Source organism: Kaistia algarum (genome assembly GCF_026343945.1).
Classification (GTDB): domain Bacteria; phylum Pseudomonadota; class Alphaproteobacteria; order Rhizobiales; family Kaistiaceae; genus Kaistia; species Kaistia algarum.
This window is the reverse complement of the sequence record NZ_JAPKNJ010000001.1, coordinates 1,743,621-1,755,614: the sequence shown is the minus strand read 5'-3', so window position 1 is coordinate 1,755,614 and position 11,994 is coordinate 1,743,621. Positions and strand designations below refer to the sequence as shown.

10 protein-coding genes are annotated in these 11,994 nt (G+C 65.1%); 4 read left to right on the top strand and 6 right to left on the bottom strand.

What is annotated here, in order from left to right; genetic code table 11:
- Window positions 1-100 precede the first annotated feature (100 nt).
- A complete protein-coding gene (gene pstS, locus OSH05_RS08550; protein ID WP_104221202.1) occupies window positions 101-1,120 on the bottom strand; it encodes a phosphate ABC transporter substrate-binding protein PstS in 1,020 nt (339 codons plus the stop codon).
- A 182-nt stretch (window positions 1,121-1,302) separates the two neighbouring features.
- Window positions 1,303-2,628, bottom strand: coding sequence for an ATP-binding protein (locus OSH05_RS08545; RefSeq protein WP_104221203.1), 1,326 nt, complete (start codon window positions 2,626-2,628; stop codon window positions 1,303-1,305).
- 175 nt (window positions 2,629-2,803) lie between these two features.
- On the opposite strand from OSH05_RS08545, the gene ppk2 reads away from it, so the two are divergent.
- On the top strand, window positions 2,804-3,769 hold the full coding sequence (gene ppk2, locus OSH05_RS08540; protein ID WP_104221204.1) for a polyphosphate kinase 2: 966 nt from the start codon (window positions 2,804-2,806) through the stop codon (window positions 3,767-3,769).
- A gap of 36 nt (window positions 3,770-3,805) precedes the next feature.
- Window positions 3,806-5,047 carry a hypothetical protein gene (locus OSH05_RS08535; protein WP_104221205.1) on the top strand — a complete coding sequence of 414 codons (1,242 nt, stop codon included), beginning with the start codon at window positions 3,806-3,808 and terminating at the stop codon, window positions 5,045-5,047.
- Here OSH05_RS08535 and cysN read toward each other — a convergent pair.
- The 4 genes from cysN to ald form a co-directional block, all read right to left on the bottom strand.
- Window positions 5,044-6,951, bottom strand: a complete 1,908-nt coding sequence (cysN, locus tag OSH05_RS08530) for a sulfate adenylyltransferase subunit CysN (protein ID WP_104221206.1) — start codon at window positions 6,949-6,951, stop codon at window positions 5,044-5,046. The genes OSH05_RS08535 and cysN overlap by 4 nt on opposite strands.
- Window positions 6,951-7,859 (bottom strand): sulfate adenylyltransferase subunit CysD, encoded by a 909-nt coding sequence (cysD, locus tag OSH05_RS08525; protein ID WP_104221207.1) that lies wholly within the window; start codon window positions 7,857-7,859, stop codon window positions 6,951-6,953. Before cysD ends, cysN begins: the two co-directional genes overlap by 1 nt.
- A 154-nt stretch (window positions 7,860-8,013) precedes the next feature.
- Window positions 8,014-8,844, bottom strand: coding sequence for a 3'(2'),5'-bisphosphate nucleotidase CysQ (cysQ, locus tag OSH05_RS08520; protein ID WP_104221208.1), 831 nt, complete (start codon window positions 8,842-8,844; stop codon window positions 8,014-8,016).
- Between the two features lie 175 nt (window positions 8,845-9,019).
- Window positions 9,020-10,132, bottom strand: coding sequence for an alanine dehydrogenase (gene ald, locus OSH05_RS08515; protein WP_104221209.1), 1,113 nt, complete (start codon window positions 10,130-10,132; stop codon window positions 9,020-9,022).
- A gap of 139 nt (window positions 10,133-10,271) precedes the next feature.
- Between ald and OSH05_RS08510 the strand changes: the two genes are divergently transcribed.
- Window positions 10,272-10,727, top strand: coding sequence for an Lrp/AsnC family transcriptional regulator (locus OSH05_RS08510; RefSeq protein ID WP_104221210.1), 456 nt, complete (start codon window positions 10,272-10,274; stop codon window positions 10,725-10,727).
- 75 nt (window positions 10,728-10,802) lie between these two features.
- The gene (locus OSH05_RS08505) at window positions 10,803-11,978 is read left to right on the top strand and encodes an NAD(P)/FAD-dependent oxidoreductase (RefSeq protein ID WP_104221211.1); all 1,176 of its coding nucleotides are present in this window, start codon (window positions 10,803-10,805) and stop codon (window positions 11,976-11,978) included.
- Window positions 11,979-11,994: the final 16 nt, after the last annotated feature.

Genomic DNA, 11,994 nt, shown 5'->3' with positions numbered 1-11,994 from the left:
ATTATAGCGTCCGCCATCTCGGTCCCCCGGCTCAGCTCTGAGCCTTCAATCTGAAGAGATCAGGAGAGGGGCGGCGCCCCTCTCCCAGGATCGGTCGATCTTACTTGGCCATCTCGACGAAGAGCGGCTTGCCGTCCGCGCCGACGATATCCTTGGCCCAGGTGGCCTTGATGTTGGCGACGACGGCGTCGGGCATCGGGATATAATGCAGGTCGGCAGCGGCCTGATCGCCATTGGCATAGGCCCAGGCGAAGAACTTCAGCGCGGCAGCGGAAGCGGCATCATCCTTCGGCGTCTTGTGCATCAGGATGAAGGTCGCCGCGGTGATCGGCCAGGACGAGGCGCCCGGCTCGTTGGTCAGGATGACGTAGTAGCCCGGCAGCTTCGACCAATCGACGCCTTCGGCGGCGGCGGCGAAGTTCGGCACTTCCGGAGCGACCGTCTGGCCGTCCTTGTTGACGAGCTTGGCGTAGGTCATGTTGTTCTGCGCGGCGAACGCATACTCGACATAGCCGATCGAACCGACCGTCTGCGACACGCCGGCGGCGACGCCTTCATTGCCCTTGGCGCCGAGGCCGACCGGCCATTCGACAGCCGAAGCGGCGCCGACATCGCCAGCCCATGCCTGGCTGACCTGCGACAGATAGGTCGTGAAGACGAACGAGGTGCCCGATCCGTCCGAGCGATGCACGACGGCGATGGCGGTCGCCGGCAGCGTCAGCGAAGGATTGAGCTTCTTGATCGCCGCGTCGTCCCACGACGTGATCTTGCCCTGGAAGATATCGGCGAGAGTCTGGCCGTCGAGAACGACATCACCCGGCTTGACGCCCGGAACGTTGATCACCGGCACGACGCCGCCAATCACGGTCGGGAACTGCACGAGCCCTTCCTTCTCCAGCTCTTCCGGCTTCAGCGGCGCGTCGGTGGCGCCGAAGGTGACCGTCTTGGCCTTGATCTGCTTGATGCCGCCGCCCGAACCGATCGACTGGTAGTTGAGCTTGTCGCCGGTTTCCTTCTGGTAGGTATCGGCCCACTTCGCGTAGATCGGATAGGGGAAGGTCGCGCCTGCCCCCGAGATATCGACGGCTTGGGCGGAACCGAAACCGATGGCGGAAGCCATTAGGCCAGCCGCAAATGCGATGTTCGTGAGTTTCACAGACCATCTCCCTAGTGGAGTCAAAAATGAAGCGAAACGCTGCCGCGAGGAGATCGCGGCGGCGACGCGGGTCGGACCCTAGTGACCGCTGGTAATGGTTCTATGACGGATAGCTGACAAGTTTATGACAGACTAACCCGTTGATTTTACGATATCGCCAGTTTCTGAGGCGGATCGATGGGCGAGGCCAGCGTCGGGAACTCGATCGTGAAGACGGCCCCGTCGCCCGGGCGGCTCTCGATGTTCAGTCGCGCTTTGTGGCGGTTCAGGATGTGCTTGACGATCGCCAGTCCGAGGCCCGTTCCACGCTGGGCACCCGTGGCCTCATGGTCGGCGCGGTAGAATCGCTCGGTCAGCCGAGGGAGATGTTCCGGCGAGATTCCGGGGCCGAAATCGCGCACGGCGACGCAGGCCAGTCGGCCATCCTCCGAGGCCTTCGCCTCAACCAGGACGCGGCCGCCGGAGCGGCCATATTTGCACGCGTTCTCGACGAGGTTCTGGAACACCTGGATCAGCTCGTCGCGATCGCCCGCCACCATCAGCGGCCCGGCAGGGAACTGCGTCTCGATGACGACGGACAGATCGCGCGCCTGCGGTTCGAGCGCGTCGACCACGCCGCGGATGATCGCCGTGAGATCGACCGGCGATTCCGGGCGCATATGGGCCTTCATCTCGATGCGCGACAGCGACAGGAGATCGTCAATGAGCCGGCTCATCCGCGTCGCCTGGTCGTGCATGATCGCAAGGAAGCGCTCGCGGGCCCGGGCATCGTCGCGCGCGGGTCCCTGCAACGTCTCGATGAAGCCGGAAAGCGAGGCCAGCGGAGTCCGAAGCTCGTGGCTGGCATTGGCGACGAAATCGACGCGGATCTTCTCGCTTCGCCGTCGCTCGGTCAGATCGGAGATGATCAGCACGACAAAGCCGGCGCGGCGAACCTCGTCATGGGGCTCCATGAGCGAAAAAGAAGCCTGGAACCAGCGTTCGGTCGGCACCCGCTCCAGGAATTCGATGCGCTCGGGCGACCCGCCGGCCGCCACCCGCTCGAAGGCGCGCACGAAATCAGGCGAGCGCAGCCGAAAGGTCAGCGGATCGCCGGGCCGGATCGGGAAAGCCGCCTCGGCTAGGTGATTGGCATAGCGCACGACGCCGCGGCGATCGAGGATGATGCAGGGCTCGGGCAGCGCATCGGCCATGTGCTTGACGCCCGTTTCCGGCCAGACCGAAGGTGGCGCTCGAAGCGAGAGCCGGATCGGCTGCTCCCGCGTCTCCGGATAGGCGAAGGCGGTGGCCAGTGCGATCGCGGCCAGAAGAAGCATCGCCGGCAGCAAGGCGAGATGGCCAAGCAGCGCGAAAACCGTGACGACGATGACCACGAGCGCCAGCAGGAGGCGGGCTTCGGTAAGGCGGCGAAGGACGCCGCCCGTCCGCGCCAGCGCCTCGCTTGGCTTCTCCTCGTGCTCTCCGTCGCTCATACAGCGCCTCGCGATCCGGTTGTTACATGATCAGACTGGCGACAGGCCGAATCCTGCTGCCATCGAACCGTCCGAATCCTCCGGCGAAGATGCCATAGGGTGCGGGACAAACCGATGACATATGTGACAGAATCGCAGTCCTCGCGAGCGCACAAGCAAGAAGGGCGGAAAACCCATGTCCAAGGCGGACAAGAAGAAGGTGGCCAACGATACATTGCCGGTGGCAGCGGTCGTCGCGCGCACGCCAGAGACGCTGCCCAGCGTTCTGGTGCCTTCGGTCGACGCCGCGCCGATCGCGCTGAAGCCCGGCAATTTCGACCTGGACGACCCTCAATTGCCTGCCTGGGTCGACGAGCGGGCGTTCAAGTCCGGCGGGTATCCGTATGACAAGTCGCTCAAGACGGAAAAATACGAGGAGGATCTGAAGGCCCTGCAGGTCGAACTCGTCAAGCTGCAGACCGACGTCATCGCCAAGAAGCGCAAGCTCGTGATCCTTTTCGAGGGCCGCGACGCGGCCGGCAAGGGTGGTGCCATCTTCGCGTTCCGCCAATATCTGAACCCACGCAGCGCCCGCGACGTCGCCTTGCCGAAGCCGACAGAAACCGAGGCGGGTCAGTGGTATTTCCAGCGGTACGTCGCCGAACTGCCAACGGGAGGCGAAATCGTCACCTTCGATCGCTCCTGGTACAACCGCGCCGGCGTCGAGCCCGTCATGGGGTTCTGCACGCCCGAGCAGCACAAGAGCTTCCTGAAGCAGGCGCCGCGATTTGAGAGCATGTTGGTCGAATCAGACCTCATTCTTTTCAAGTTCTGGTTGGACATCGGCCGCGAGATGCAGTTGAAGCGGTTCCACGAGCGCCGCCACAACCCGCTCAAGATCTGGAAGCTGTCGCCGATGGACTACGCCGCTCTCGACAAATGGGACGCCTATTCGAAGGCAAGGGACGAGATGCTGGCCGCTTGCCATTCCGATGCGGCGCCGTGGACCGTCGTCCTTGCCAATGACAAGCGCCGCGCCCGCCTCAACATCATCCGCCACGTCCTCGGCAAGGTGGACTATGAGGGCCGCGACAAGGACGTCGTCGGCAAGCCGGACGCGCTCATCCTCGGCCAGGGGCTGTCCTTCCTCCAGCAGAAGTGAGACAAGGCGGCCGCCGATGACGGGGCGGAGCGATCCGTGCCGCCGTCCAACCACCCGCCTACCGCCGTCATGAGCCAGCTCGACATAGTCCTTCGCCGCTCGATCGCACATCTCGACCCGTCCGACCGGATCGGGCGAGATCGCGTCTTTGCGAGCGCTCGCGCGGCGATGATCCGCCTGCTGCATGTCTATGATCCGCCGCTCACCTCCGACGAGATCGCCAGCAAGATAGGCGAGTTCGACACGATCGCGCGCGCGATCGAGGCGCAGTTCCTGTTGGCGAGGCCCGCCGGTGGAATGCTGATGCTAGAGGCCGCCAGCGTCTTCGAGAAGCGGGGTCCAGTGGCCCCGCTGGCGCTGCCCCGCCCCGAGGCGCCCCTGCTTCCCGATCCGGAGATCGAGGAGGACGAGGAAGAGCCGCTCGTGGACGATGGCGAGGCGGTGGAGCCGGCGGAAGACGTCGACCTTTATGCCGATTACGAGGACGACGATCCGGACCGGGACGATGACTATTACGACGATGAGAACGACGACGAACATGTCGGGCCGAAGGATCGTTTTCTCGACATGATCGATGCGATCGGCTGGCGGCCGATCGCTGTCGCTGGCGCGCTCCTGCTCCTTGGCGCCGCCTTCGCCTGGTTCGTCTATGCGCGCTCGCCGGAGCCGGCCCAGTCGGCCTCGGCGCCGGCCGTTTCCGAGTCCGCGACACCCGAGACCGTATCCGAGCCTGCCGCTCCGCCCGCCGCGCAGCCCGAGTCACCGCCGGCCATTGACGCCGCGGCACCCCGGCCGGCTCCGACACCGGCAGCCGCGCTGTCGCCCACCGGCCTCGCGCTCGAATCGCTGGTCCTTTTCGACGGCCGCGATCCGAGCGTGTTCCAGTCGGCGCCGGAGAACCCGGTATCGTTCCAGGGCGATGCGGAGGGCGGCTTCGCCCGCGTTTCGTCGTCGACGGGATCGACCGGCGCCCGCGTCCAGGTTGGCCGCGGGGTCTATCAGCGGATCGCCGGCCATCAGATCCGCATCGTCATCGTCGCCCGCGCGGCGCGCACCGCACCGGCCACGACCCTGCGCTTTGCCTATCAGAATGGCCGCATGCAGAGCCCGTGGACAGACGTGCCGCTGACCGGCACCTACACGCCGCTCTCCGCTGTCTGGACGGCGCCGCCGGAACGCGGCGGTCCCGAAAATGATTCCCTCATCATCGAGCCTGGCATTCCCGGCGACGACACAGCGGTCGACATCCGCTCGGTTCGGATCGAGATCCTGAACTAGACGTCGATGATGCCGCGATCGCCGAGATAGGCGAGGATGCGATCGGCCATCGCTTCGGGATCCGAACCGGCCGCATCGAGATGAATCTCGGCAGCCTGCGGCGGTTCATAGGGGCTGTCGATGCCGGTAAAGTTCTTGATCTTGCCTTCGCGGGCCTTCTTGTAGAGCCCCTTCACGTCGCGGGCCTCCGCGACCGCCAGCGGCGTATCGACAAAGATCTCGACGAACTCGCCTTCCTCGACCAGATCGCGCGCCAGTTGGCGTTCGGAGCGGAAGGGCGAGATGAACGAGACGAGGACGATCAAGCCGGCATCGAGGAACAGCTTCGCCGTCTCCGCGACGCGGCGGATATTCTCCACCCGATCCGCGTCGGTGAAGCCCAGATCGCGGTTGAGGCCGTGGCGGACATTGTCGCCGTCGAGCAGATAGGTGTGGCGGCCCCGGAGATGGAGCTTCTGCTCGACGAGGTTGGCGATCGTCGACTTGCCGGCGCCGGAAAGCCCGGTCAACCACAATATGACGGGCTTCTGGCCCTTCGCCTCTGCCCTCGCGGCCTTGTCGATGGCGAGCGCCTGACGATGGACGTTGGTGGCGCGGCGCAGGCCGAAGCGGACCATTCCCGCCGCGACGGTCTGGTTGGTGAAGCGGTCGACCAGGATGAAGGCCCCCGTGGTCCGGTTCTCCTCATAGGGGTCTAGGGCTATCGGCTCGGACAGCGAAAGATTGCCGAAGCCGATGTCGTTGAGCGCCAGCGTCTTGGCCGCAAGCGGCTTCAGCGTCTCGATCTCGAGGCGGTGCTTCAACTCGCTCACCGCCGCGCCGACGGTGCGAGTGCCGATCTTCATCCAATAGGGCCGGCCCGGCAAAAGCGGCTCGTCAGCCATCCAGATCAGATGGGCCGCGAACTGGTCGGAGACTTCCGGTCGTGTGGAGGCCGGAGCGAGGACGTCGCCGCGCGAAACATCGATCTCGCGGTCGAGTGTCAGTGTCACGGCATCGCCGGCCGAGGCGCTCGCGATATCGCCATCATAGGTGACGATCCTGGCGACGCGCGCCGTCTGCCCGGTCCGCGCCACGACGATCTCGTCGCCGGCCTCGACGGTGCCGCCCGCCAGCGTTCCGGCATAGCCGCGGAAGGTCAGGTCCGGCCGGTTCACCCACTGGACCGGAAAGCGCATCGGCCGCGGCACCAGCGTGTCGATCTCGATCTCGACCGTCTCCAGATGCTCGATCAGCGTCGGGCCGCGATACCAGGGCATCGCATCGCTGTGGAACGAGACATTGTCGCCGAAGCGGGCGGAGAGCGGGATGGCGACGCGGCTGGCAAAGCCGTAATGGCCGGCATCCGCGTCGAATTCGGCGATGATCCGCTCGTAGATCGCAAGGTCGTAGCCGACGAGATCGAACTTGTTGATCGCGAGGACGACGTGGCGGATGCCGAGCAGCGACGCGATCGTGGCGTGGCGCCGCGTCTGGTTCAAAATGCCCTTGCGCGCATCGATGAGCAGCACGGCAAGATCGGCCGTCGAGGCGCCGGTTGCCATGTTGCGTGTATATTGCTCGTGGCCGGGGGTGTCGGCCACGATGAACTTGCGCTTCTCGGTTGCGAAGAATCGATAGGCGACGTCGATCGTAATCCCCTGCTCGCGCTCCGCCTCGAGGCCGTCGACGAGGAGGGCGAAGTCCATGTCGTCGCCGACCGTGCCGAACTTCTTCGAATCCTTCTCGAGCGTCGCGATCTGGTCGTCGAAGAGGCGCTTGGAATCGTAGAGCAGGCGGCCGATCAGCGTCGACTTGCCGTCATCGACGCTGCCGCAGGTCAGGAAGCGCAAGAGACCCTTGCCACCGGCCTCCCGCGCGGGAAGGACTTCGCTAAGTTGAAGAACGGAAAGCGGATCGGCCATCAGAAATATCCTTCCCGCTTCTTCTTCTCCATGGAGCCGCTCTCGTCATGGTCGATGAGCCGGCCCTGCCTCTCGGAGGTGGTGACGTGGAACATCTCTCGGACGATGTCGGCGACGGTTTCCGCGTCCGATTCAACGGCGGCGGTCAGCGGGTAGCAGCCGAGCGTGCGGAAGCGCACGCGGCGAAGCTCGGGCGCCTCGCCTGGCAGCAGCCTTAGCCGCTCGTCATCGGCCATGATCAACTGGCCATTGCGCTCGACGACAGGCCTCTCCGCCGAAAGATAGAGCGGCACGATCGGGATCTCTTCCGCAAGGATGTATTCCCAGATGTCGAGCTCGGTCCAGTTGGAGAGCGGGAAGACGCGGATCGTCTCGCCCTTGGCGATGCGGGTATTGTAGAGCGACCAGAGTTCGGGGCGCTGGTTCTTCGGGTCCCAGCCATGATTGGCCGAACGGAACGAGAAGACGCGCTCCTTGGCGCGGCTCTTTTCCTCGTCGCGCCGCGCCCCGCCAAAGGCGGCGTCATAGCCGCCGGCGTCCAGCGCCTGCTTCAGCGCTTCCGTCTTCATGATCTGGGTATAGTTGGAAGAGCCATGGTCGAACGGGTTGATGCCGGCGGCCTTTCCCTCGGCATTGGTATGCACGCGCAGATCGAGGCCGAGCCGGCGCACGGTCTCGTCGCGAAAGGCGATCATCTCGCGGAATTTCCAGGTCGTGTCGACATGGAGGAGGGGGAATGGTGGCCTGGCCGGATGAAACGCCTTTATCGCCAGATGCAGCATGACCGACGAATCCTTGCCGATCGAATAGAGCATCACAGGATTTTCGAAGTTCGCCACCACCTCCCGCAGGATGAAGATGGCCTCGGCTTCGAGGCGGCGAAGGTGAAGCGGCAAGGAGGGCGTCATGAACAACTCCGGAACAAGCCGGAAAATAGTCCTCCCTCATGCTGCATCACAAGCACGGCCATCGCGTATCTCTACGACGATTCAACGCGACTTGGCGTGAAAACAGAAATCAGAGCAATCTTGTTTCATAAAAGTCTATAAGGTTAGTCGTGTTTTATTGGCCCGCCGGCCGGGCGCTACCGCCCCAGGCGATGAAGGACGAGTTGCGATAGGCCTCGATCCCGAGGCCGTAGCTTGGCCCATAGCGCAGCAGGTCGCCGTCCGGCGTCGTCACGCTGCCGCCCGCGGCACGTAGCACCGCATCGCCCGCGGCGGTGTCCCACTGCATCGTCGGCCCGAACCGGGGGTAGAGGTCGGCCTTGCCTGAGGCGAGCAGGCAGAATTTCAGAGACGATCCGGCCGGGACGATCGAGGCGTCAGGATATTCCGCCAGGAAGTCGTCGGTCTCTGGCGTCCGGTGCGACCGGCTTGCGACGATCCGCGGTGGCACGGAGGGCGTCGCAACGGTGATCGCGCGTCGGGCGACGATGGCGCCGGCGGCGATCTTCATCTCTTCCGCGCCAAGACCGGCCCGGCCCATGAACAGGACGCCGAGGGCTGGCGCATAGACGATCCCGAAAACCGGCTCGCCATCCTCGACGAGGGCAATATTGACCGTGAACTCGCCGTTTCTACCGACGAACTCGCGCGTTCCGTCAACGGGATCGACAAGGAAGAATCGGCTCGTGACGTCCGGCACGATGCCGGCGCAACAGGCCTCCTCGGCGATGACGGGGATATCCGGCGCGAGCTTCGCCAGATCGGCGAGGATGATCGCCTCGGCCAGCCGATCGGCCTCCGTGACGGGAGACGCGTCGCTCTTCGCGTCGACGCAGAAATCCTGCCCATAGATCGCCATCACGGCCTCGCCGGCCGCAAGCGCTGTCGCGACGAGCGTGTCGGCTAGGGATGCCAATGGAGAAGGGTCGGCAATCGATAGGATCATGCCTGGGTCCGTCCGGACGTTGGTTGGCCAGATAGGCCGTACCTAGGCTGCATGCGCCCCGATAGCAACGCCCTTGGACATTCCTCGGGGCTGCAGCGAAATCCTGCGGCGCTCCCTCTGCCGAGTTTCGGGGCCGATCCACGGACCCGAAAAGGGGTTGATGATATTGGCCGCCTCAGGCCGCGACACCCACCGGGTCCGCGAAATTCTCGCCGAGCGCCTCTGCGACGGCGCGGTGCGTGATGCGGCCGCGATGGACGTTGAGGCCGGCGCGGAGGTGAGGATTGCGGGCGATTGCGGCAAGGCCCTCATCGGCGAGCGCCAGGCCGAAGGGCAGCGTCGCGTGGTTCAGCGCATGGCTTGAGGTCAGCGCGACGGCGCCCGGCATGTTGGCGACGCAATAATGGATCACACCATCGACGACATAGGTCGGCTCGGCATGGGTCGTGGCATGCGAGGTCTCGAAGCAACCGCCCTGGTCGATGGCAACGTCGACCATGACGGCGCCGCGCTTCATCTTGCCGAGCATGGTGCGGGTGACGAGCTTGGGCGCGGCGGCTCCGGGGATCAGCACCGCTCCGATCACGGCATCGGCGGAGAGCACTTCAGCTTCCAGCGCGTCGATGGTCGAATAGCGGGTGTGTACGCGGCCGGCGAAGAGTTCGTCGAGCTGGCGCAGGCGCGGGATCGAACGGTCGAGCACGGTGACGTCGGCGCCGAGGCCGACCGCCATGCGCGCGGCATGCAGGCCGACGACGCCGCCGCCGATGACGACGACCTTGGCCGGCGCCACGCCCGGCACGCCGCCGAGCAGGATGCCGCGACCGCCATTCGGCTTCTGCAATGCCGTTGCGGCGGCCTGGATGGAGAGGCGTCCCGCGACTTCGCTCATCGGCGCCAGCAGCGGCAAACCGCCCTGCGCGTCGGTTACCGTCTCATAGGCTACGGCCGTGACGCCCGACGCCATCAGGCCGCGCGCCTGGTCCGGATCGGGGGCGAGGTGGAGATAGGTGAAGAGGATCTGGCCTTCATGAAGCTGCACCCATTCGGAGGGCTGCGGCTCCTTGACCTTCACGATCATGTCGGAGAGGGCGAAGATATCGGCGGCGTTCGGAGCGATCGTGGCCCCGGCCGCGACATAGGCGTCGTCCGACGCATCAATGCCGACACCGGCACCGGTCTCGATGAGCACGCGATGGCCATGCGAAACATACTCGCGCACCGCCGACGGCGTCAGGCCGACCCGAAACTCGTTGTTCTTGATTTCCTTCGGAACGCCGACGAGCATGGTGAGATCCCCTGGTTTTCTTGGATTTCGAGCAGGGTATTGCCACGTTGGAGACGATTTCATGCTATTTCATGCTGACAAAAGGCAATGTCAGCACGTTCCATGCGCATGAAGCGCGCCGGGAGGTGAATCCGTGCAGATGGACGATTTCGACCGCAGGATCGTCGCCCAGCTCGCCCGCGAGGGGCGGCTGACGGCAGTCCAGCTCGCCGACCGGGTCGGACTATCGGCGTCGGCGGTGACGCGCCGATTGCAGCGGCTGGAGGTCGATGGCGTGATCGGCGGCTACCGGGCGGTGGTCGATCCGGCGGCGGTCGGGCTCGGCATCACCGCCTTCGTCGAAATCTCGCTCGACCGGCAGAATGATGAGGCGCTGAAGGCATTCGAGGCGGCGGCGAAGAAGTGCCCCAACATCCTCTCGCTCTATTTGATGTCGGGCACGAGCGACTATTTGCTTCGTATCGTCGCCCGCGATCTCCCCGATTTCGAACGCCTGCACGCCAATGTCCTCGGCCATCTGCCGGGCGTTGCCCGTATCGAATCGAAATTCGCGCTTCGTGAGGCGATCGAGCGGCCATTGGTGCCGATCGGCTGAGGGATTGCTTCGCCGCATCGACCCCGCCCGGGTGTCATGCCATTCTCTCCCTTCGTCCTTCCCAGGGGGTCCTGATTGCCGAGCCATGACGTCATCATCGTCGGCGGTGCTGTCCACGGTGCCTCGGCGGCCTATCACCTCGCAGCGCATCCCGCCTTCTCCGGCCGCGTCCTTCTGATCGAGAAGGATCCAAGCTTCGCATTCGCCGCCAGCGCGCTTTCGGCCGCCTCGATCCGCCAGCAATTCTCCGACCCCACCAACATTGCCATCTCGCTCTATGGCATCGAATTCCTGCGAGCGATCGGCGAGCGGCTTGCTGTCGGTGAGGACAGGCCCGCGATCAGCCTGGTCGAGGGCGGCTATCTGTTCCTGGCGACCGAGGCTGGTCTTCCAGTCCTTGCCGAGAACCACGGGCTGCAGGCGGCGCTCGGCGCCGACATGGTCCTGTTCTCACCGGAAGAACTCGCCGGGCGCTTCCCCTATCTGGCGGTGGAGGACATCGCGGCGGCAAGCTTCGGCGCCACTGGCGAGGGCTGGTTCGACGGCTACGGCCTGATGCAGGCTTTCCGCGCCAAGGCCCGCGCGCTCGGCGCCCAGATGATGACGGGAACCGTGACCGAGATCGCTACGGAGGGAGGGCGTGCGACCGGCGTCCGGCTTGCCGATGGCAGTTTCCATGGCGCCGGTACCGTGATCGTCGCGGCCGGAACCGGAGCGCGTCCGCTGATCGAGCCCCTGGGCCTGCCTATGCCGGTCGAGGCGCGTAAGCGCTGCATCTTCACCTTTGCCTGCCGCGACAAGCTGCCCGGCTTCCCGATGCTGATCGACCCGTCGGGGACCTATTGCCGGCCCGAGGGCGAACTCTACCTGTGCGGCGCGGCGCCATCGCCGGAAGATGATCCGCTCGCGACGGATTTCGAAGTCGACCACGCGCTGTTCGAGGAACAGATCTGGCCAATCCTCGCTGCACGCGTCCCGGCCTTTGAGACGATCCGGCCGGGTCGGGCCTGGGCCGGTCATTACGACATGAACCTGTTCGATCACAACGCCATCGTCGGGCGCGTGCCGGGATTCGATAATTTGCTGATCGCCAACGGCTTCTCCGGCCACGGATTGCAACAGGCGCCGGCCGTCGGGCGCGGATTGGCGGAATGGATCGTCGACGGCGCGTACCGGATGCTCGACCTCTCGCCGCTCGGCTATGAGCGGATCCTCGAGGGTCGGCCGATGGTCGAGAAGAACATCGTCTGAAACGCAAACGGGCGCC

Coding starts and splice junctions, on each gene's coding strand:
- pstS (WP_104221202.1), bottom strand. CDS start 1,120: ATGGCTTCCGCCATCGGTTTCGGTTCCGCCCAAGCCGTCGATATCTCG.
- OSH05_RS08545 (WP_104221203.1), bottom strand. CDS start 2,628: ATGAGCGACGGAGAGCACGAGGAGAAGCCAAGCGAGGCGCTGGCGCGG.
- ppk2 (WP_104221204.1), top strand. CDS start 2,804: ATGTCCAAGGCGGACAAGAAGAAGGTGGCCAACGATACATTGCCGGTG.
- cysN (WP_104221206.1), bottom strand. CDS start 6,951: ATGGCCGATCCGCTTTCCGTTCTTCAACTTAGCGAAGTCCTTCCCGCG.
- cysD (WP_104221207.1), bottom strand. CDS start 7,859: ATGACGCCCTCCTTGCCGCTTCACCTTCGCCGCCTCGAAGCCGAGGCC.
- cysQ (WP_104221208.1), bottom strand. CDS start 8,844: ATGATCCTATCGATTGCCGACCCTTCTCCATTGGCATCCCTAGCCGAC.
- ald (WP_104221209.1), bottom strand. CDS start 10,132: ATGCTCGTCGGCGTTCCGAAGGAAATCAAGAACAACGAGTTTCGGGTC.
- OSH05_RS08510 (WP_104221210.1), top strand. CDS start 10,272: ATGGACGATTTCGACCGCAGGATCGTCGCCCAGCTCGCCCGCGAGGGG.